Here is an 18820-nt window from a genome sequence, read left to right on the forward strand (position 1 = left end):
CGCCTGCACCGGATCGACCGGCGGCCCAAACGAAACAACCCGCCAAACGGCGGGCTGTTCGCAGCAACAACAACGAACGCGCGGGGCGATCAGTCGTCGTTCTTGGACATGTCTTCGTCGGCGACGACTTCGGCAGCGGCCCATTCCAGTGCTTCACGCTCGGCACGCTCGCGCTCGGCCTTCTCGACTTCGTCGATCAGGGCGTTGTCGATCTTGCGGGCGGCAATTTCGCGCAGCGCCAGCACGGTCGGCTTGTCTTCGGTTTCGCTGTTGTCCAGGGTGGCCTGGACGCCATTGGCCAGCTGACGGGCGCGCTTGGACGCCATCATGACCAATTCGAAACGGTTGTTCACGACTTCCAGACAATCTTCTACGGTGATGCGGGCCATGCGGGCTCCCGGCAGCCGGTGAGGGCTGCTCAATCGAATGAGGGAAAGGGGACGGATTGTACCGGCCGGGGCTGGACAAAATCAAGCCAACCGGCTAGCACCCCGTTGAGAATCAGTCAGTTGTGGCCGGGTCCTGGGTCAGCAGGGCCTGGATGAGGCCCGCGTGGCGGACCTTCTGGGCCTCCCGGCGCAGGCGGCTGGCCGTGAAGATCGCGCACAGCTCGTCGACCGCGGTCTCAAAGACCTCGTTGACGATCACGTAATCGAAGTCGTTGAAGTGCAGCATCTCTTCACGTGCGGCGGCCAGGCGCTGGGCGATCACCGCCTCGCTGTCCTGCCCGCGCTTGCGCATCCGGTCCTGCAGCGCCTGCCTGGAGGGCGGCAGGATGAACACGGTGACCGTGCCCGGCACCAGCTGGCGGACCTGCTGGGCGCCCTGCCAGTCGATCTCCAGCAGCACGTCCTGGCCGGCCGACAGCTGCGGCTCGACCGACTGCCGCGCGGTGCCCTTCCAGTCGCCATGTACCCAGGCATGCTCGAAGAAGTCACCGGCGGCGATCATCTTTTCGAACTCGGCGGCGCTGACGAAGTGGTAGTGCTCGCCGTTGATCTCACCCGGGCGGGTGGCGCGCGAGGTGAACGAGATCGACAGCGCGATCTGCGGGTCACGGGCCAGGGTGGCGTTGACGATGCTGCTCTTGCCGGCCCCGGAGGGCGCGGCCACGATGTACAGGGTGCCGCGCGCGGGCTCGGCGGCCGGAGGGGTCTGGCTGCTCATTCGATGTTCTGCACCTGTTCGCGGATCTGGTCGATCAGCACCTTCAGCTCGACGGCGGCATTGGAGGTACGGCTGTCCACCGATTTGGAGCCCAGCGTGTTGGCCTCGCGGTTGAATTCCTGCAGCAGGAAATCCAGGCGGCGGCCGACCGGCTCGCGCTGCTTGAAGACCCGGCGGATCTCGGCGATGTGGCTGCCCAGGCGGTCCAGTTCCTCATCCACGTCCAGCTTCTGCAGCCACATCACCAGCTCCTGCTCGGCACGGCCGGGATCGACCGGGTGCGGCAGATCGGCCAGGCGGGCCGACAGCTTGGTGCGCTGGCCTTCACGGATCAGCGGAATCAGGGTGGTGACCTCCGCGGCGATGCGCTCGATGCTGTCCACGCGCTCCTGGATCGCGGTGGCCAGCTTGTCGCCTTCACGCTCGCGCGCGGCCACGAAGCCATCCAGCGCGGTATCCAGCAGGGCCAGGGCCTCGGCATGCAGAGCGGCGGCATCCACTGCCTCGCCCTGCATCACGCCCGGCATCTGCAGCAGTTCGGTGAAGCTCACCTGCAGGCTGGGGAAGCCGGAGGACAACCGGGTGGCCAGCTCACCGAGCTGGCCCAGCAGCGCATCGTTGACCACCAGGGCACCGGTGACGTCCGGCGCACGCAGGCGCATGACCAGATCGATCTTGCCGCGGCTGCAGCGCGAAGCGACGCGCTCGCGCAGTTGCGGCTCCAACGCACGCAGTTCTTCAGGCAGGCGCACGCCGACCTCCAGGAACCGGTGGTTGACCGAGCGCAGCTCACAGGCCAGCGTCCCCCAGCGGGTGGCGCGCTCGCCGTTGGCGTAGGCGGTCATGCTTCGAATCATGCGGGTTTCCGGTGCTCTCAAAGTGCAAATGGTACCCTAGCGGTCTCCTTAGAGCCTCCTCGCCCGCCGGTCTCCGGCCCGGGCGTGGCCCCGCATCCCCCGTCTTACCGGAACTTGAGCATGACTGATTCCCGTCCCAGCGGCCGCCAGGCCGACCAGCTGCGCGAAGTGCGCATCGAGCGCGCCTTCACCCGTCACGCCGAGGGCTCGGTCCTGGTCAGCTTCGGCGAGACCCGCGTGCTGTGCACGGCCAGCGTGGAAAACCGCGTGCCGGGCTTCCTGCGTGGCAAGGGCGAAGGCTGGGTGACCGCCGAGTACGGCATGCTGCCGCGTTCGACCCACACCCGTAACGACCGCGAAGCCGCCCGCGGCAAGCAGGGCGGCCGCACGCTGGAGATCCAGCGCCTGATCGGCCGCACCCTGCGTGCCTGCATCGACCGCGGCGCGCTCGGCGAGCGCACCATCACGCTCGATTGCGACGTGCTGCAGGCCGATGGCGGCACCCGCACCGCGGCCATCACCGGTGCCTACGTGGCCCTGGTGGATGCGGTGAACTTCCTGATCAAGCGCGGCGACATCAAACGCAACCCGATCTTCGGCGCAGTGGCGGCGGTGTCGGTGGGCGTGTACCGCGGCACCCCGGTGCTGGACCTGGACTACGCCGAAGACAGCGATTGCGATACCGACATGAACGTGGTGATGAACGACGGCGGCGGCTTCATCGAACTGCAGGGCACCGCCGAAGGCCATGCCTTCCGCCGCGATGAACTGGATGCGCTGCTGGCATTGGCCGAAAAGGGCATCAAGGATCTGTTCGCCGCCCAGCAGGCGGCCCTGGCCCAGGCATGAACCGTCGCATCGCCCTGACCACCCTGGTGGTGGCCGACTACGACGAGGCGATCGCCTGGTACACCGGCGCGCTGGGCTTCAGCCTGCTCCAGGACATCGACCAGGGCGACAAGCGCTGGGTGGTGGTCGGGCCGGCCGACGGCAACGCAGCAGCCCTGCTGCTGGCACGCGCCAGCAACGACGAACAGCGCGCGCGGATCGGCAACCAGACCGGCGGCCGGGTCGGTTTCTTCCTGAACACCGATGATTTCTGGCGCGACCACGCGGCGATGACCGCGCGTGGCGTGGTCTTCCTCGAAACCCCACGCGAAGAGGTCTACGCGACGGTCGCGGTGTTCCGCGATCTGTACGGCAACACGTGGGACCTGCTGGAGCCCAAGCAATGAAACTGGTACTGGCCAGCGGCAACGCCGGCAAACTGAAGGAACTGCAGGCCATGCTCGGCGGCCTGCCGCTGGAGATCGTGGCACAGGGCGCGCTGGGCGTCAGCGACGTGCCGGAAACCGGCCTGACGTTCGTCGAGAACGCGCTGATCAAGGCACGCCACGCCTGCCAGAGCACCGGCCTGCCGGCGCTGGCCGATGACTCCGGCCTGATCGTGGACGCGCTCGACGGCGCGCCCGGCCTGTACAGCGCGCGCTATGCCGGCAGCCCGACCAACGATGCGGCCAACAACGCCAAACTGCTTGAGGCGATGCGCGAGGTGCCGGCCGAACGCCGCACGGCCCGCTTCTACGCGGTGATCGTGCTGCTGCGCCATGCCGATGATCCGCAGCCGCTGATCTGCGAAGGCAGCTGGGAAGGCGTGATCCTCGACGAACTGCGTGGCAGCCACGGCTTCGGCTACAACCCGCTGTTCCTGGACCCGGTGCTGGCCCAGACCGCGGCCGAAATGGCGCCGGACCTGAAGAACGCGATGAGCCACCGCGCCAAAGCCCTGCAGCTGCTCAAGCAGAAACTGCCCGCCCTGCTCTGATGTCACACGACCACTGCTCCCACCTGCCCGGCGAAGCCTGCGCCGGCGATCACGATCACGCCCCGCGGCTGGTGACGCCGCCGCTGGCGCTGTACGTGCATCTGCCGTGGTGCGTGCGCAAATGCCCGTACTGCGATTTCAACTCGCACGCGGCCAAGGGCGAACTGCCGTTCGATGCCTACATCGACGCACTGATCCGCGACCTGGACCAGGATCTGCCGCTGGTCTGGGGACGCGTGGTGAGCAGCGTGTTCTTCGGTGGCGGGACGCCGAGCCTGTTCCCGCCCGAAGCGATCGACCGCTTCCTGCAGGCAGCCTCGGCCCGGCTGCGCTTCGCGCCGAACCTGGAAGTGACCCTGGAGACCAACCCGGGCACCGCCGAGCATGGCCGTTTCGATCGTTACCGCGCCGCCGGGGTGAACCGGATCAGCTTCGGGATCCAGACGTTCAACGATGAGGCGCTCAAGCGCCTGGGCCGCATCCACGACAGTGGCGAGGCCGAGCGCGCAGTGAAACTGGCGCAGGACGCCGGCTACGACAACTTCAACATCGACCTGATGTACGCGCTGCCGCAGCAGACGCTGGCCCAGGCCGAGCATGATCTGGAGCGCGCCTTCGCGCTGCAGCCCACGCACCTGTCGCATTACCAGCTCACGCTGGAGCCGAACACCGTGTTCTTCGCGCGGCCGCCGCAGGGGATTCCCGACGAAGATTCAGCGTGGGACATCCAGGAGCACTGCCAGCGCCTGCTGGCCGAGGCCGGCTACGCACAGTACGAAGTCAGCGCCTACGCCAAGCCGGGCCGGCAGAGCCAGCACAACCTCAATTACTGGCGCTTCGGCGATTACCTGGGCATCGGCGCCGGTGCGCACGGCAAGATCAGCAGCGGTGCCGAACAGCACGTACTGCGCCGCTGGAAGCACAAGCATCCGCAGACCTTCATGGACACTGCCGGCACCCTGACCTCGATCGGTGGCGACGATGTGATCAGCGCCGAACGCCTGCCGTTCGAGTACATGCTCAACCTGCTGCGCCTGCACGAGGGTTTCGGGCTGAAGGATTTCGAATCGCGCACCGGCCTGGACCGCGCGCAGATCGCCGCGCCGCTGGGCGAGGCCGTGGCCAACGGCTGGATGACCGTCAGCGGCGATCGCGCCACCCCGACCGAACTGGGCCGGCGCTTCACCAACGATGTCGTCGAGCTGTTCCTGCCCTGAAGGCACGACGCCCCCCTGTAGTGCCGGCCGCTGGCCGGCTCCCCACACGCTGGCCGGCTCCCGCACGCCCCGGTAGTGCCGGCCGCTGGCCGGCTCCCCCACACCCCGCTACTGCCGGCCGCTGGCCGGCTCCCCACACACCCCTGTAGTGCCGGCCGCTGGCCGGCGCCAGAGCTCCCGACGGGCCGTTATGGCAGGCATCCGGCGAAACCGTTAGATTCCGTGTTCTCAGGGGAGCTGGAAGCACATCGGATGTCTGCGCCCGCACTTTCGTCGTCCCAGCCCGACATGACGCGCTTTACGGACGTGGCCGCACCATCGCGCGTGCGCCGCCTGCTGGCCGCGTTGCACGGGCTGGCGGTACAGACCCTCACCACGCCGCTCAGACTGACCATCGTGGAACTGGAGCGCGAGCTGTTCCGCGACGCCGAGCGTGCGCGCAACAGCCAGATCCAGGCCGACATCTTCGCCCAGGCCCGCCAGCTGCACGAGGTCAACGCGCAGTTCGGCCCGCGCTTCCTGGACGACCTCGGTGACCGCCTGGCCACCCTGCGCGGCCCGCGCCATACCCAGCGCATCGTGCCAACCGAGGTGGCCGTGTCGGCGACCGCGCTGACCCTGGTCAACGACACCGACATGGACCGCGACATCGTGCTGGTGGACATCATCCGCCGCGAGGCCCAGCGCTCGGCCACCGCCCTGCAGCTGCTCGGCCAGCGCTTCGGCGTGCTTGCCGCCGGCCCGGCCTTCGATGTCGATGACCTGCCGTTCGGCCCGCAGGCGTTGTGCCGGATCGTGCGCGAGCTGGGCGAGCAGTTCGCGCTCGGGCTGGAAACACAGCTGGCGCTGTACCGCGTATTCGACCGCCAACTGCTGGAGCGGCTGGGCGAACTGCTGGAGCGCGCCAACATCCTGCTCGCGCACGAAGGCGTGCTGCCCGGGCTGGTCTACACCCCGTACCTGGCGCGCTCGGCCACCACCCGCCGGATCATCACCGGGCCCGAGCGCGGCCTGCCCGGCGCGCGCGGCGGCGCCGCCGCGCGGCCTTTGACCGCCTGGAACGGCAGCGCCCCCAGCGCGGGCTGGGCCGCGATGACCCAGGCGGCAATGGCGCCGCCGGCCGCTGGGCCGGCCCATGGCATGTCCAACGGCGACGCAGCAGTGCCAGGTCCAGCCGCCGCCACGTCTGCATCGGCGCCAGCCACCAGCGCCCCGCCTGCGGCAACCGATCTCGGTGCACCGGCGATGTCGGCCCTGCACCAGATGCTCGGTGCCGCCCGCCAGGCGCACGCCGCCGGCACCGTGCCGGGCGGCGATGCCATGGCCGCACAGGCTGTCGCCGCGACGACCGGCGCGCCCACGCCCGCCGCCGACAACGCGTTTCTCGCCCCGGACGCCCCCCCGGCATTGGCGGTTCCCGCCGAAGCGGTGCATGCCACGCTGGCGCGCCTGCAGAGCCAGGCCATTCCCCCCGGCGGCGCCCGCCGCAGCATGGCCGACCTGCACAACGCCCTGCTCGCCCAGGTCCGCGCCGACCATGGCGCGCACGCGGCCCTGACCGTCAAGGACAGCGACACCTTCGACCTGCTCGACATGCTGTACGGGCAGATCCAGCGCGAGGTGCGGCCCGAGGCCGTGGCCGCCGACCTGCTGACCCGCCTGCAGGTACCGGTCGCCCGCGCTGCCCTGACCGATCCGGCCTTCTTCGTGCGCGACCAGCACCCGGCGCGGGAACTGCTCAACGCCGTCGCCGAGGCCGGTGCCAACTGGCTGGGCGAGGAGGATGTGGACCCGCTGCTGGTGCAGAAGCTCGGCCACGCGGTCGGCCAGGTCGTGAACGACTACGACGGCGATGTGGCGGTGTTCGACACCGCCAACGAAGAGATCCAGCAGCACTTTCGCGCGCTGGCCCACAAGGCCGAGCTCGCCGAGCGCCGGCACGTGGAGGCCGCCCGCGGCAAGGAGCGACTGGAGGCGGCCAAACAGCAGGCCAGTGCCAGCATCGAGCAGCTGTGCACGCAGGCCGCGCCCCCGCGCTTCGTGCAGGCGCTGCTCAAGCAGGCGTGGTCGGATGTGCTGACCTTGACCCTGCTGCGCAACGGCGAAACCTCGCCGCAGTGGCAGCAGCGCCAGCAGGAAACCACCCGGATCGCCGAGGTCACGTGCCTGGCCCCGGGCGCAGGCGCGCGCGATGACGCGCTGGGCAACGAGGTCGAGGCTGCCCTGCTGCAGGTCGGCTATCACCAGGATGAAGCAGCCGCGATCGCGCGTCGCCTGTCCACGCCGGGCGGCGAGGACGACAGCAGCTCGCGCACCGAACTCACCGCGCGCCTGCGCGCGCGCACCCGGCTGGGCGAACAGGCCGACGCCAGCGACCCGCGCAAGGTCGCCCCGCTCGCGCGCAGCACCGCGGAAGACGACTGTTACCGCCAGTTGCGCACACTGCCGTTCGGTACCTGGTTCGAGTTCACCACCAACCAGCAGGGCGACGTCCGCCGCCAGCGGCTCTCGTGGTACAGCCTGATCACCGACAACGCCCTGTTCGTCAATCAGCGCGGGCAGAAGGTTGGCGAGCATTCGCTGGACGCACTGGCCCGGCTGATGGCGCACGGCCAGGTGCGGATCGTCACCGAAGACAAGGGCCGGCTGATCGACCGCGCCTGGCAGGCCACCCTGCGCACGTTGCGCTCGCTGGCCGGCAGCCCCGTGGAGAACGCTGGATGACCACGCCCGATACCCGCCGCGCACCGCGCCGCCAGGTGACCGAGCTGGTGCCCGTCACCGACCTGATGGCCGAGACCGTGATCGGCCGGCTCGGCAATGTCTCCGAAACCGGGATGTTGATGCTGGCCTCGGTGCCGATGCACGAAGACGCGCTGTACCAGTTGCACTTCGCCATTCCCGGCCCGCAGGGGGAGCCACTGCGGATCGACGTGGGCGTGCACCTGCTGTGGAGCGAGCAGACCCATGCGCCGGGCCAGGCCTGGGTGGGTTTCCGCTTCCTGACCCTGGCACGCGACGCACGCGAACAGCTGCGCCAATGGATCGCCGAGGAAACTTCGGCAGTCTGAGCGCCGGTTCCGGCACAGCGCCCGCGGGCGGATTGCGGCAGAATCCAAGGCTGCATTCCGCACTGCCAGCGAGCTTCATGCCATGAACCAGCCAGACCTCGGCGCCCTGTATTCCCACCACGCCAGCGTCATGCGCCAGCGCGCCGACGAAGCGCTCGCGCGTGGCGGCTTCGATCATCTGGTGATTCCCAGCGGCACCCAGCATTACCAGGCCTTCGATGATCGCGACTACCCGTACGCGGTGAATCCGAACTTCAAGGCGTGGCTGCCGCTGACCAAGCTGCCCAACAGCTGGCTGGTGTACACCCCGGGCCAGCGCCCGAAAGTGATCTTCTACCAGCCGTTCGACTACTGGCACGTAGTGCCGGATGCGCCGAACGGCTGGTGGGTCGAGCATGTCGATATCGAGATCATCCGCAAACCCGACGATGCGCTGGCACTGCTGCCCAAGGACGCGGCCCGCTGCGCGATTCTCGGCGAGCCGCAGAGCGCGCTGGGCGCGTTCGTGCCGAACAACCCGACGCCGGTCATCGATTACCTGGACTGGCAGCGCGGCTACAAGACCCCCTATGAAATCGCCTTGATGCGCGAAGCGCAGCGACTGGGCGTGCGCGGTCATCGTGCCGCCGAGGCGGCCTTCCGCGCCGGCGCCAGCGAATTCGAGATCCACATGGCCTACTGCCGGGCGGTCGGCCAGGACGCCAATGAGCTGCCGTACGGCAACATCATCGGCCTCAACGAACATGCCGCCGTGCTGCACTACACCGACCTGGGCCGCAGCGCGCCGACTCCGCTGCGCAGCTTCCTTATCGACGCCGGCGCCAGTGCCTACGGGTACGCCAGTGACATCACCCGCACCTATGCGGCCAGCGGCCACGACGAATTCCAGGCCCTCATCGACGCGGTGGACGCGGCCCAGCAGACGATGGGCGCGGGCGTGCGTGCCGGGGTGGATTACAAGCAGCTGCACATCGATGCGCACCTGTCGCTGATGGGCATCCTCAAGGACTTCGGGGTGCTCAACGTCTCGCCGGAAGCAGCGTTGGCCACCGGCGTGAGCGCGGCCTTCTTCCCGCACGGCCTGGGCCATCTGATCGGCCTGCAGGTGCACGACGTGGCGGGTTTCGCGGCCAGCGACCGCGGTGGCCGCATCGAGCGCCCGCAGGGTCACCCGTACCTGCGCATGACCCGCGTGCTGGAGCCGGGCATGGTGGTCACCATCGAACCGGGCGTGTACTTCATCGACATGCTGCTGGACGAAGTGAAGCAGGCCGGCCACGGGGCCAGCATCAACTGGGACCGCGTGGACTTCTTCCGCCCGTATGGCGGCGTGCGCATCGAGGATGAAGTGCTGTGCACCGAAGGCGATGCCGACAACCTGACCCGCCCGGTGTTCGCGGCCGCCAGCTGATCCGACATGCAGGTCCCGACCCACGGTCGGCACCTGCGCGACATCGCGGTAGTGCCGGCCGCTGGCCGGCTCCCCACGATGCCGGGATTTCATTAGGAGCCGGCCAGCGGCCGGCACTACACGATGCCTGAATTTCATGAGGAGCCGGCCAGCGGCCGGCACTACCGGGGGGCTGCACCGCGCAGCCACCCATGCGGTGGCCGCACCCTGACGCGGATCAGCGCTTGGCCATCTCGTCTTCAATCTCATCGGCACTGCGCGCCAACGCAGCGGTGAGCACCTGATGGCCGTCCTCGGTGATCAGCACATCATCTTCGGTACGAATGCCGATACCGCGCCAGCGCGCTTCCACGCTGCGGTCGTCCGGTGAGACATACAGGCCCGGCTCGATGGTGAACACCATGCCCGGCTCCAACATCCGCGAATCGCCCGCCAACCGGTAATCGCCGACGTCATGCACATCCAGGCCGAGCCAGTGCCCGGTCTTGTGCCGATAGAAACGCTGGTAATGCGCTTCGGCGATGTTCTCTTCCAGCGTGCCCTTGAGCAGGCCCAGCCGCAGCAGCCCCTCGGTCAGGGTTTCCACCGCAGCCAGATGACCGGCCTCATAGGCATTGCCCGGGCGCGCCTGCGCCAGTGCCGCGGCCTGCGCGGCGCCGACCAGGTCATGCAGCGCGCGCTGCTCGGCACTGAAACGGCCGTTGACCGGGAAGGTGCGGGTGATGTCACTGGCGTACCCACGGTACTCGGCACCGGCATCGATCAGGACCAGCTCGCCGTCCTGCGAGCGCGCGTTGTTGTCGCGGTAATGCAGGATGCAGCCGTTGGCACCGGCACCGACGATGCTGCTGTACGCCGCACACGCATCATTGGCACGGAACACCCGCTCCAGGTCGGCCTGCAGCTCGTACTCGTGGATGCCCGGCCGCGCCGCGTGCATCGCGGCGCGATGCGCCTGCACGCTGATATCGGCAGCGCGCTGCATCACGGCGATTTCCGCCGTGGATTTGAACAGCCGCTGTTCGTGCAGCAGGTGGCCCAGTTCCAGGAATTCATGCGGCGGCTGCGCGCCATGCCGCACCTGCGAACGCACGCGGTTGACCCAGCCGATCAGCTTGAGATCGAACTCGGCATCGCGGCCGAAGTGGTAGTACACCCGCGAGCGCCCTTCCAGCAGGCCGGGCAGGATGTCGTCCAGATCGTCGATCGGATACGCATCGTCCATGCCGTACTGCGAGACCGCCCCTTCCTGGCCGGCGCGCGCGCCATCCCAGGCTTCACGGTCGGCGTCGCGCTCGCGGCAGAACAGGATCACCTCGCCATGGCGACGGCCCGGGATCAGCACCAGCACGGCCTCCGGTTCCGGGAAGCCGCTCAGGTACCAGAAATCGGAGTCCTGCCGGAACGGGTAATGCGTATCCAGGCTGCGCACCCGCTCGGCGGCGGCCGGCAGCACCAGGATCGCGTCGTCGCCGGCCATCTCCATCAACTGCTGGCGGCGACGGGAGTATTCGGCGGCGGAGATGCCGGTCAGCTGCCGGATATCCATCTCAGTTCAGGCGCTGCCGATGGCGCGCGGCCATGACGCAGTCGCCGTGCAGGAGCAGCACCGCCACGCGGATGAACTCCTCGATCTCGGCCAGCGCGTCTTCGTCATCGTCGTTGCCGCTTTCGAAGTCTTCGCTGGAGGCCTGCGCCAGTTTGGCCAGATCGGTCAGGGCCTCATCCCCTTCTTCGGACAACGCCGGGCGGTTCTGGCCCGAGCCCAACCCGAAGCCGCCCAGGAACGCACGTGCCCAGGTGAACAGGGCATCGGCCTGGGTGGCGGTGTCGCTGGCATCGCTGAGCAGCAGTTCGAACGCGAAATCGCGGTCTTCCAGCTGCGCCACGCTGGCATCGAGCAGGCGTGCCAAGGCATCGCCCTCGGCCGGGGTCGGCAGGTTGTCATCGGCCAGCACGCGGGCGGGCCATTCACGCACCGGCGCACCGCCGGCAGACAGCCAGCCGCACAGGCCACCGTGCAGTTCAGCGGCGCTGGCGCCCAGGCCCAGGGCCTGGCTGGCCTGGTTTACGTCGTCGACACTCGGGAGTTCGGTCATCTTGGGGCTACGGTTTGTGAGCGCCACAGTGTACCAATCCACCCGTGTCCGCCGGGTTGCGATGGCCGTCCCCGCGGCCGGCCCCGGCACCCCGGGGGCGACCGCCCCCAGGCCCCGTCATTATTCGCTTGACCGCCCCGTCCGCCCTTGCCTATCGTGCCGGTCATGGAACCCGCCGACGCCATCGCCCAGTTGCAGGCCTTCGCTGCCCGCGTGGAGGCGTTGCTTGAGCGCAACCAGCGCCTGGCCGACGAGAACCGCAGCCTGCGCCATCAGCAGGAACAACTGGTGGCCGAGCGCTCCCAGCTGCTGGCCAAGAACGAGCAGGCCCGCTCCCGGGTCGAAGCGATGATCACCCGCCTCAAATCCCTGGAGCAGCACACATGAGCCAGACCGAACCGGTCAGTGTCCGCATCCTGGACCGTGAATACACGGTGGGCGTGGGCGCGGAGGAACGGGAGAGCCTGACCGCCGCCGCCCGGCTGCTGGACGCCAAGATGCGCGAGATCCGGGGCAGCAACCGGATGGCCGCGGTGGACCGCGTCGCGGTGCTGGCCGCGCTGAACCTGGCCCATGAGCTGCAGCAGCTGCGCGATGAGCACGCCCGCCAGGCGATTGCGCTGCAGCAGACGCTGAGCGATCTCAACCGCCGCCTGGACCGGGCGTTCGACAGCGCCGGGTGATCCACGGGCGTGGTTCCACGCCATTCGATTGCACACGTACATCGCGTGGCCTTCATCGATCTGAATTGATGTGCAATTCGACCGACGAACGGACTGGTCGAATTGCCCAAGAAGGCTATAATCCTCGTCGCGTTCTCTGCTGTGAACGACGGCGTGTGCAAACATTCGCCTTGTCCCTTAATTACGACCACGGGTGCGCGACGGCGCCGGGAGTGCAAGTCCGCCTTGTAGCGGGAAGCCCGATGGAACCCCAGCGTACCCACTTGAACCCCGGGTTCAAGGTCGTTTCGCATGCATCGTCACGGCGGAGAATGCAATATTCCAGCAAGAGCGGCGTTCCCCTGGGACGTCGCTCTTGTTTTATCCGCTTCCCCCGCACGCTCCGGACCCAGGCATGACCGACCCGCGCTCCGCACTGCGCCAGCAGCTGCGCCAACGCCGCCGTGATCTCCCCGCCGCCGTGCGCCTGGCCGCCGCCGAACAGTTGGCCGATGCCCTGCTCGCCCTGCCGTTTGCGCCTGCCCAGGGGCATGTTGCCGGGTACTGGGCGATGGATGGCGAGATCGCACTGCACCGCTGGCAGATGCAGTTGCCCGCCGGCCTGACCTACTGCCTGCCGGTGCTGCACGAGCAGACGCTGCGCTTCGCGCCATGGCGCCCGGGGCAGGCGCTGACCGCCAACCGCTTCGGCATTCCCGAACCCGACCTTTCGCTGGACGACACGCTCGCGCCGGAACAGATGGCGCTGGTCGTCGCGCCGCTGGTCGGTTTCGACGCGCAGGGCCGCCGGCTGGGGATGGGAGGCGGCTGGTATGATCGCAGCTTCGCATTCCGCCACCAGCGCCCGGCGCCGCCGTGGCTGGTCGGGGTCGGCTTCTCGGTCCAGCAGGTCGATGACCTGCCGGTACAACCGTGGGACGTCGCGGTGGATGCGATCTGCACCGACGTCTCCACCCTTGTCTGCGTACCGACCAACGGTCGGCACCTACCGTAATCAAAGACTCCGCATGACCGCACGCAAGCGCTACTGGCTGATGAAGTCCGAACCGGACGCCTTTTCCATCGATGATCTGCAGCGCGTGGGCCGCGAGCCCTGGAACGGCGTCCGCAACTACCAGGCGCGCAATTTCATGCGCGATGGCATGAAGGTCGGCGACGGGGTGATGTTCTACCACTCCAACACCAAGGTGCCGGGCATTGTCGGGCTGGCCACGGTAGCCAGCGAGGCCTACCCGGACGACACCCAGTTCGATCCCGGATCCGATTACTACGACCCCAAGGCGACCCGCGAAGAACCGCGCTGGATGCTGGTGGACGTGGCGTTCGAGCGCAAGCTGCGCGACACCATTTCGCTGGACGAGATCAAGCTGCACGCCGATGCGCTGGGCGAAGGTTTCCCGCTGACCGCGCGCGGCAACCGCCTCTCCATCCTCCCGGTGACCGCCGCGCAGTGGAAGCTGCTGCTGTCGCTGGAAACGCACTGATTCCCTTTCCTCCAAGAGTTGCCCGCCATGTCCGAAGCCAAACGCCTCGCCGCTGAAAAAGCCATCGAATACGTCGAAGACGGCATGATCGTCGGCGTCGGCACCGGCTCCACCGTTGCCTACTTCATCGACGCCCTGGCCAGGATCCAGCACCGCATCAAGGGCGCTGTCTCCAGCTCGGACCAGAGCACCGCGCGCCTGAAGCAGCACGGCATCGAGGTGCTCGAGCTCAACCACACCGGCAACCTCTCGCTGTATGTGGATGGTGCCGACGAATGCGATGGCAACAAGAACCTGATCAAGGGCGGCGGCGCCGCGCTGACGCGCGAGAAGATCATCGCCGAGGCCAGCGAACGCTTCGTGTGCATCATCGACCCGAGCAAGCAGGTCAAGGTGCTGGGCAGGTTCCCGCTGCCGGTGGAAGTGATCCCGATGGCGCGCAGCCTGGTCGCCCGCCGCATCATGGACATGACCGGCGGCCAGCCGGCCTGGCGTGAGGGCGTGGTCACCGACAACGGCAACGTGATCCTGGACATCCACCACCTGGAGATCACCGATCCGGTCAAGCTGGAGAGCGAGCTCAACCAGCTGCCCGGCGTGGTCAGCGTCGGCCTGTTCGCGCGCCGCCCGGCCGATGTGGTGATCATCGGCGGCGAGCCGCCGGTCGTGATCTGACCCCCGTGGCCGGCGCCCGCGCCGGCTGCCCCCAACGAGGCAATCCCATGTCCCTGTCGCGCCTGCTGCCCCTGCTTCTGCTGCTCACCCTGGCCGGCTGTGCCAGCACCAATGCCCGTCACTGGGTGGAGCTGGACGGCAACCGCTACCACGTTGAACTGGCCACCAATGACGACACCCGCGCCCGCGGGCTGATGTTCCGCGACCAGATGCCGGAGGACCACGGCATGCTGTTCATCCATGAACGCGAAGAGCTGCAGGCGTACTGGATGAAGAACACCAAGATCGCCTTGGACATCCTGTACTTCGATGCACAGCGCCGCCTGGTCAGCCAGCAGCGTGACGTGCCACCGTGCTCGGCCGGTGACCGTTGCCCGCCCTACCCCAGCAGCGAGCCGGCCCGTTACGTGCTGGAACTCAATGCCGGGCAGGCCGAAAAGATGGCGCTCAAGGACGGCACCGAACTGAAGTTCGGCCCCGGCATCGCCGACGGTAAATAAAAGGGACCCGATAAACGCGCCGCGCCCTTGAATCGCGGCGCGTTTGTCGCCAGTCTTGTCCCATGCAGGGGCAGATCACATTGCCGACGTGGGAATCGCTGGCCGAGCTGGATGACGAGGCGCTGCCTTTGTTGCCGACCGCGCTGCTGATCGCCCGGGACGAATACCCGGACCTGGACCCTGCCGTCTACGACGCGGTCCTGCAGAGCCACGCCGACCACCTGCGCACCGAGATCGCCACGATCGACATGTGGCCGCTGAAGATCGCCGCGGTCAACCGCCATCTGTTCGACGAGCTGGGCTACAGCGGCGACCATGGCGAATACTACGACCCGCGCAACAGCTATCTGAACCAGGTCTTCGAGCGCCGCCTGGGCAACCCGATTTCACTGGCGCTGGTGCAGATGGAAGTCTCGCGCCGGCTCGGCATCCCGCTGGACGGGGTCTCCTTCCCCGGCCATTTCCTGGTGCGCCTGCCGCTCAACGACGGCGTGCTGGTGATGGACCCGTTCAACGGCGGCCGCCCGCTCGGCGTGGAAGAACTGCGCGAACGCGCCCGCTCGCACCTGGGCGGTGAAGTGCCCGACGACGATGTGCTGGCACAGATCCTGGACCCGGCCCCGGCACGCGCGATCCTGATGCGGATGCTGCGCAACCTGCATGGGGTCTATGTGGAACGGGGTGAATGGGACCGTGCCGCGCGCAGTGCCGACCGCCTGCTCAAGCTCGCTCCGGAACAGGACGATGCCCTGCGCGACCGCGGCATGGCCTACCTGCAGCTGGACTACGAGGCGGGCGCGCGCAACGACCTGGGGCTGTACCTCAAGCGCAATGCCAAGGCCAGCGACGCCCAGTACGTGCGCGAGAAGCTGGTCAGCCTGGGTGGCGCGGTGCCGCGCCTGCATTGAAAGGCGCCATGACGCGGCGCCGGCCGGGCCTCAGTCGACTTCGACCATCTCGAAATCATCCTTGGTCACGCCACAGTCCGGGCACGTCCAGGTATCGGGAATATCTTCCCAGCGCGTGCCCGGGGCGATGCCCTCTTCCGGCAACCCGTCTTCTTCCCAGTACAGGAAGCCGCAGACAACGCACATCCAGGTGCGGAAGGTGGTGGCGGTAGCGTCGGTCATCGGATAATCACGGCAGGACAAGAGCTGACAGCGCTCATTGTCCCACTCCCGTTGCGCTACCGGTAGCCATTGATGAATCACGCTTCAGCCCCCACGCCGCCCCGTGGCGTCTACCTCATCACCCCCGACGAACCCGATACCGCACGATTGCTGGCGCGCACCGCGCCGCTGTTGGCGGCCGGCGCCACCTGGCTGCAGTACCGCAACAAGACCGCCGATGCCGCCCTGCGCCTGGAGCAGGCGACCGCGCTGCAGGCGCTGTGCGCGCCGCACGGCGTGCCATTGATCATCAATGACGACCCGGCGCTGGCCCATGCCGTGGGCGCCGCTGGCGTACACCTGGGCGGCACCGACGGCGACATCGGCGCGGCGCGCGCCCTGCTGGGCCCCGACGCCATCATCGGCGCGTCCTGCTACGACCAGCTGGCCAATGCCGAGCGTGCCGTGGCCGAAGGCGCCAGTTATGTGGCCTTCGGCGCGTTCTTCCCCACCACCACCAAGGTCACCGCCAGCCGTGCCACGCCGGACCTGCTGCGGCAAAGCGCCGCACTGGGCGTGCCGCGGGTGGCGATCGGCGGGCTCAGCCCGGACAATGTGGGTGCCATCATCGCGGCCGGCGCCGACCTGGTGGCCGTGGTCAGCGGCATTTTCGCCGCCCCCGACCCGGTTGCCACCCAGCGCGCCTTCCTCGCCCAGTTTCCGTAAGACCCAGGACACCCCATGAACCACGACCAGTCCCACGCCCTGTTCACCCGCGCCCAGAAACTGCTGCCGGGCGGCGTCAACTCGCCCGTGCGCGCGTTCAAGTCGGTCGGCGGCGAGCCGTTCTTCGTGCAGCGTGCCGATGGCGCGTACCTGTACGACGTGGACGGCAACCGCTACATCGATTACGTCGGCTCCTGGGGCCCGATGATCGTCGGCCACAACCACACCGCGGTGCGCCAGGCGGTCAAGCAGGCGATCGGCAACGGCCTGTCCTTCGGTGCGCCGTGCGAAGCGGAAGTGACCATGGCCGAAACGCTGACCCGGCTGGTGCCGTCCTGCGAGATGGTGCGCATGGTCAACTCCGGTACCGAGGCCACACTGTCGGCGATCCGGCTGGCGCGCGGCGCCACCGGCCGCAGCCGCATCGTCAAGTTCGAAGGCTGCTATCACGGCCACGGCGATTCGTTCCTGGTCAAGGCCGGCAGCGGCATGCTGACCCTGGGCGTGCCGACCTCGCCGGGCGTCCCGGCCGGCCTGAGCGAACTCACCCTGACCCTGCCCTACAACGATTTCGAGGCCGCCACCGCGCTGTTCGCCGAACAGGGCGAGCACATCGCCGGCCTGATCATCGAGCCGGTGGTCGGCAACGCCAACTGCATCCCGCCGCGCGAGGGCTACCTGCAGCACCTGCGCGCGCTGTGCACGCAGTACGGCACGGTGCTCATCTTCGACGAAGTGATGACCGGCTTCCGCGTGGCCCTCGGCGGCGCGCAGGCGCATTACGGCGTCACTCCGGACCTGACCACCTTCGGCAAGATCATCGGCGGCGGCATGCCGGTGGGGGCCTATGGCGGCCGCCGCGAGCTGATGTCGCAGATTTCCCCGGCCGGCCCGATCTACCAGGCGGGCACGCTCAGCGGCAATCCGGTGGCGATGGCCGCGGGCCTGGCGATGCTGGAACTGGTGCAGGAACCGGGCTTCCATGATCGCCTGAGTGCCGCCGCTGCGCGCCTCTGCGCCGGGCTGGAAGCCGCGGCGGCCGAGGCCGGCGTGGCGGTGACGACCACCCAGGTCGGCGCCATGTTCGGCCTGTTCTTCACCGACCAGAAGGTGGAAACCTACGCCCAGGCGACGGCGTGCGACATCACCGCGTTCAACACCTTCTTCCACGCGATGCTGGAGCGCGGTGTGTTCCTGGCCCCCTCGGCATACGAGGCCGGCTTCCTCTCCAGCGCCCACGACGACAGCATCATCGATGCGACCATCGAGGCCGCGCGCGAAGCCTTCAAGGTCGTCAAAGGCTGATCGGAGGCGGTAGGTGACGACCGTTGGTCGTCACCGCGTGCGGACCGATCACCCCGGGTAGGTGACGACCGTTGGTCGTCACCGCGTGCGTACCGATCACCCCGGGTAGGTGACGACCGTTGGTCGTCACGCCGTCTACCGGCCGGCTTCGGCGCTCAGCCGAACAGAAAACGGCCCTTCATCATCGCGAAGTGCCCGGGGAACGAGCAGAAGAACGTGTAGTCGCCGCCCTTGGCCAGCTTCGCGGTCGAGAAGGTGACGCTGGTGGTCTGCCCGCCCCCGATCACCGGGGTATGCGCCAGCACACGCGCATCGCCCTTGGGCAGGTAGCTGTCGGCCAGGGTCGTGCGCATGCCGGCCATCGCCACCGGCTGGTAATCCGCGGTGCGGGTCAGCACCCAGTTGTGGCCCATCGCGGTCGCGGCAAGCTTGCCGGTGTGGCGCAGGGTCAGCTTCACCTGGGTGCAGTCCGCCGCAACCTTGATCTCCTTCTGGCTGAAGCTCATCTGGTCGGTGCTGTCGATGGCGATCGCGCAGACGCGCGCATGGGCGGCCGGGGCCAGCATCAGGCCGGCAAGCAACACGGGGGCAAGCAGTTTCACGGCGGTCTCCATCGAACAGTCCACGCGATTCTAGAGTCCGTGCCCACGCCCGGCCTGCGACGCGATGTCGCAGCAAGCGCCCCGACTGC

Annotated in this window: 23 protein-coding genes and 1 other RNA gene; 17 read left to right on the top strand and 7 right to left on the bottom strand. The window is 68.2% G+C overall.

Features of this window, described 5'->3' with window-relative positions:
- Positions 1-89 precede the first annotated feature (89 nt).
- From rpoZ to PV764_RS07185, 3 genes are all read right to left on the bottom strand, one after another.
- Positions 90-389 carry a DNA-directed RNA polymerase subunit omega gene (gene rpoZ / locus PV764_RS07175; RefSeq protein WP_005410877.1) on the bottom strand — a complete coding sequence of 100 codons (300 nt, stop codon included), beginning with the start codon at positions 387-389 and terminating at the stop codon, positions 90-92.
- 112 nt (positions 390-501) lie between these two features.
- A complete protein-coding gene (gene gmk, locus PV764_RS07180) occupies positions 502-1167 on the bottom strand; it encodes a guanylate kinase (RefSeq protein ID WP_421116365.1) in 666 nt (221 codons plus the stop codon).
- Entirely contained in the window at positions 1164-2024 is an 861-nt protein-coding gene (locus tag PV764_RS07185; protein WP_019183867.1) for a YicC/YloC family endoribonuclease, read from the bottom strand. The genes gmk and PV764_RS07185 overlap by 4 nt, the downstream gene beginning before the upstream one ends.
- A 120-nt stretch (positions 2025-2144) precedes the next feature.
- Here PV764_RS07185 and rph point away from each other — a divergent pair, with 120 nt between their 5' ends.
- The 7 genes from rph (at position 2145) to pepQ (ending at position 9548) form a co-directional block, all read left to right on the top strand.
- Complete coding sequence (gene rph, locus PV764_RS07190; RefSeq protein WP_019183866.1) at positions 2145-2873, top strand: ribonuclease PH; 729 nt, start codon at positions 2145-2147, stop codon at positions 2871-2873.
- Positions 2870-3259, top strand: a complete 390-nt coding sequence (locus PV764_RS07195) for a VOC family protein (RefSeq protein WP_019183865.1) — start codon at positions 2870-2872, stop codon at positions 3257-3259. The genes rph and PV764_RS07195 overlap by 4 nt, the downstream gene beginning before the upstream one ends.
- Positions 3256-3849, top strand: a complete 594-nt coding sequence (gene rdgB, locus PV764_RS07200) for an RdgB/HAM1 family non-canonical purine NTP pyrophosphatase (RefSeq protein ID WP_167390315.1) — start codon at positions 3256-3258, stop codon at positions 3847-3849. The genes PV764_RS07195 and rdgB overlap by 4 nt, the downstream gene beginning before the upstream one ends.
- A complete protein-coding gene (hemW, locus tag PV764_RS07205) occupies positions 3849-5066 on the top strand; it encodes a radical SAM family heme chaperone HemW (protein ID WP_421116366.1) in 1218 nt (405 codons plus the stop codon). Before rdgB ends, hemW begins: the two co-directional genes overlap by 1 nt.
- Positions 5067-5318: 252 nt before the next feature.
- Positions 5319-7790 (top strand): DUF1631 domain-containing protein, encoded by a 2472-nt coding sequence (locus PV764_RS07210; RefSeq protein WP_421116367.1) that lies wholly within the window; start codon positions 5319-5321, stop codon positions 7788-7790.
- Positions 7787-8137 (top strand): PilZ domain-containing protein, encoded by a 351-nt coding sequence (locus PV764_RS07215; RefSeq protein ID WP_046274308.1) that lies wholly within the window; start codon positions 7787-7789, stop codon positions 8135-8137. Before PV764_RS07210 ends, PV764_RS07215 begins: the two co-directional genes overlap by 4 nt.
- A gap of 82 nt (positions 8138-8219) precedes the next feature.
- Entirely contained in the window at positions 8220-9548 is a 1329-nt protein-coding gene (gene pepQ / locus PV764_RS07220; protein ID WP_046274309.1) for a Xaa-Pro dipeptidase, read from the top strand.
- Between the two features lie 217 nt (positions 9549-9765).
- Here pepQ and PV764_RS07225 read toward each other — a convergent pair whose 3' ends face one another.
- Positions 9766-11091 carry an aminopeptidase P N-terminal domain-containing protein gene (locus PV764_RS07225; protein WP_046274327.1) on the bottom strand — a complete coding sequence of 442 codons (1326 nt, stop codon included), beginning with the start codon at positions 11089-11091 and terminating at the stop codon, positions 9766-9768.
- A 7-nt stretch (positions 11092-11098) separates the two neighbouring features.
- Positions 11099-11647: a UPF0149 family protein gene (locus PV764_RS07230; RefSeq protein WP_019183858.1), complete on the bottom strand. Its 549-nt coding sequence runs from the start codon at positions 11645-11647 to the stop codon at positions 11099-11101.
- Between the two features lie 165 nt (positions 11648-11812).
- Between PV764_RS07230 and PV764_RS07235 the strand changes: the two genes are divergently transcribed.
- The 8 genes from PV764_RS07235 (at position 11813) to PV764_RS07270 (ending at position 15897) form a co-directional block, all read left to right on the top strand.
- The gene (locus tag PV764_RS07235) at positions 11813-12034 is read left to right on the top strand and encodes a TIGR02449 family protein (protein WP_019183857.1); all 222 of its coding nucleotides are present in this window, start codon (positions 11813-11815) and stop codon (positions 12032-12034) included.
- On the top strand, positions 12031-12330 hold the full coding sequence (locus PV764_RS07240) for a cell division protein ZapA (RefSeq protein ID WP_019183856.1): 300 nt from the start codon (positions 12031-12033) through the stop codon (positions 12328-12330). Before PV764_RS07235 ends, PV764_RS07240 begins: the two co-directional genes overlap by 4 nt.
- A 130-nt stretch (positions 12331-12460) precedes the next feature.
- Positions 12461-12645, top strand: a non-coding RNA gene (ssrS, locus tag PV764_RS07245) — 6S RNA.
- A gap of 79 nt (positions 12646-12724) precedes the next feature.
- Positions 12725-13324: a 5-formyltetrahydrofolate cyclo-ligase gene (locus PV764_RS07250; RefSeq protein WP_421116368.1), complete on the top strand. Its 600-nt coding sequence runs from the start codon at positions 12725-12727 to the stop codon at positions 13322-13324.
- Positions 13325-13337: 13 nt separating this feature from the next.
- Positions 13338-13814, top strand: a complete 477-nt coding sequence (locus tag PV764_RS07255) for an EVE domain-containing protein (protein ID WP_019183854.1) — start codon at positions 13338-13340, stop codon at positions 13812-13814.
- A gap of 27 nt (positions 13815-13841) precedes the next feature.
- The gene (rpiA, locus tag PV764_RS07260; RefSeq protein ID WP_019183853.1) at positions 13842-14489 is read left to right on the top strand and encodes a ribose-5-phosphate isomerase RpiA; all 648 of its coding nucleotides are present in this window, start codon (positions 13842-13844) and stop codon (positions 14487-14489) included.
- A 47-nt stretch (positions 14490-14536) separates the two neighbouring features.
- On the top strand, positions 14537-14989 hold the full coding sequence (locus tag PV764_RS07265) for a DUF192 domain-containing protein (RefSeq protein ID WP_019183852.1): 453 nt from the start codon (positions 14537-14539) through the stop codon (positions 14987-14989).
- A gap of 62 nt (positions 14990-15051) precedes the next feature.
- Entirely contained in the window at positions 15052-15897 is an 846-nt protein-coding gene (locus tag PV764_RS07270) for a SirB1 family protein (RefSeq protein WP_019183851.1), read from the top strand.
- Positions 15898-15927: 30 nt separating this feature from the next.
- On the opposite strand, the gene PV764_RS07275 is transcribed toward PV764_RS07270, so the two are convergent.
- Positions 15928-16119, bottom strand: a complete 192-nt coding sequence (locus tag PV764_RS07275; protein WP_421116369.1) for a rubredoxin — start codon at positions 16117-16119, stop codon at positions 15928-15930.
- Between the two features lie 72 nt (positions 16120-16191).
- On the opposite strand from PV764_RS07275, the gene thiE reads away from it, so the two are divergent.
- Entirely contained in the window at positions 16192-16824 is a 633-nt protein-coding gene (thiE, locus tag PV764_RS07280) for a thiamine phosphate synthase (RefSeq protein WP_019183849.1), read from the top strand.
- A 15-nt stretch (positions 16825-16839) separates the two neighbouring features.
- Positions 16840-18129, top strand: coding sequence for a glutamate-1-semialdehyde 2,1-aminomutase (hemL, locus tag PV764_RS07285; protein WP_046274311.1), 1290 nt, complete (start codon positions 16840-16842; stop codon positions 18127-18129).
- A 155-nt stretch (positions 18130-18284) separates the two neighbouring features.
- On the opposite strand, the gene azu is transcribed toward hemL, so the two are convergent.
- Entirely contained in the window at positions 18285-18743 is a 459-nt protein-coding gene (gene azu / locus PV764_RS07290; RefSeq protein ID WP_019183847.1) for an azurin, read from the bottom strand.
- Positions 18744-18820 lie beyond the last annotated feature (77 nt).

The organism is Stenotrophomonas sp. AS1, assembly GCF_048957655.1.
Taxonomy (GTDB): domain Bacteria; phylum Pseudomonadota; class Gammaproteobacteria; order Xanthomonadales; family Xanthomonadaceae; genus Stenotrophomonas; species Stenotrophomonas bentonitica_A.

Bases quoted from the DNA above. Each gene is read 5' to 3' on its own strand.
- rpoZ (WP_005410877.1), bottom strand. From the start codon at position 389: ATGGCCCGCATCACCGTAGAAGATTGTCTGGAAGTCGTGAACAACCGT.
- gmk (WP_421116365.1), bottom strand. From the start codon at position 1,167: ATGAGCAGCCAGACCCCTCCGGCCGCCGAGCCCGCGCGCGGCACCCTG.
- PV764_RS07185 (WP_019183867.1), bottom strand. From the start codon at position 2,024: ATGATTCGAAGCATGACCGCCTACGCCAACGGCGAGCGCGCCACCCGC.
- rph (WP_019183866.1), top strand. From the start codon at position 2,145: ATGACTGATTCCCGTCCCAGCGGCCGCCAGGCCGACCAGCTGCGCGAA.
- PV764_RS07195 (WP_019183865.1), top strand. From the start codon at position 2,870: ATGAACCGTCGCATCGCCCTGACCACCCTGGTGGTGGCCGACTACGAC.
- rdgB (WP_167390315.1), top strand. From the start codon at position 3,256: ATGAAACTGGTACTGGCCAGCGGCAACGCCGGCAAACTGAAGGAACTG.
- hemW (WP_421116366.1), top strand. From the start codon at position 3,849: ATGTCACACGACCACTGCTCCCACCTGCCCGGCGAAGCCTGCGCCGGC.
- PV764_RS07210 (WP_421116367.1), top strand. From the start codon at position 5,319: ATGTCTGCGCCCGCACTTTCGTCGTCCCAGCCCGACATGACGCGCTTT.
- PV764_RS07215 (WP_046274308.1), top strand. From the start codon at position 7,787: ATGACCACGCCCGATACCCGCCGCGCACCGCGCCGCCAGGTGACCGAG.
- pepQ (WP_046274309.1), top strand. From the start codon at position 8,220: ATGAACCAGCCAGACCTCGGCGCCCTGTATTCCCACCACGCCAGCGTC.
- PV764_RS07230 (WP_019183858.1), bottom strand. From the start codon at position 11,647: ATGACCGAACTCCCGAGTGTCGACGACGTAAACCAGGCCAGCCAGGCC.
- PV764_RS07235 (WP_019183857.1), top strand. From the start codon at position 11,813: ATGGAACCCGCCGACGCCATCGCCCAGTTGCAGGCCTTCGCTGCCCGC.
- PV764_RS07240 (WP_019183856.1), top strand. From the start codon at position 12,031: ATGAGCCAGACCGAACCGGTCAGTGTCCGCATCCTGGACCGTGAATAC.
- PV764_RS07250 (WP_421116368.1), top strand. From the start codon at position 12,725: ATGACCGACCCGCGCTCCGCACTGCGCCAGCAGCTGCGCCAACGCCGC.
- PV764_RS07255 (WP_019183854.1), top strand. From the start codon at position 13,338: ATGACCGCACGCAAGCGCTACTGGCTGATGAAGTCCGAACCGGACGCC.
- rpiA (WP_019183853.1), top strand. From the start codon at position 13,842: ATGTCCGAAGCCAAACGCCTCGCCGCTGAAAAAGCCATCGAATACGTC.
- PV764_RS07265 (WP_019183852.1), top strand. From the start codon at position 14,537: ATGTCCCTGTCGCGCCTGCTGCCCCTGCTTCTGCTGCTCACCCTGGCC.
- PV764_RS07270 (WP_019183851.1), top strand. From the start codon at position 15,052: ATGCAGGGGCAGATCACATTGCCGACGTGGGAATCGCTGGCCGAGCTG.
- PV764_RS07275 (WP_421116369.1), bottom strand. From the start codon at position 16,119: ATGACCGACGCTACCGCCACCACCTTCCGCACCTGGATGTGCGTTGTC.
- thiE (WP_019183849.1), top strand. From the start codon at position 16,192: ATGAATCACGCTTCAGCCCCCACGCCGCCCCGTGGCGTCTACCTCATC.
- hemL (WP_046274311.1), top strand. From the start codon at position 16,840: ATGAACCACGACCAGTCCCACGCCCTGTTCACCCGCGCCCAGAAACTG.
- azu (WP_019183847.1), bottom strand. From the start codon at position 18,743: ATGGAGACCGCCGTGAAACTGCTTGCCCCCGTGTTGCTTGCCGGCCTG.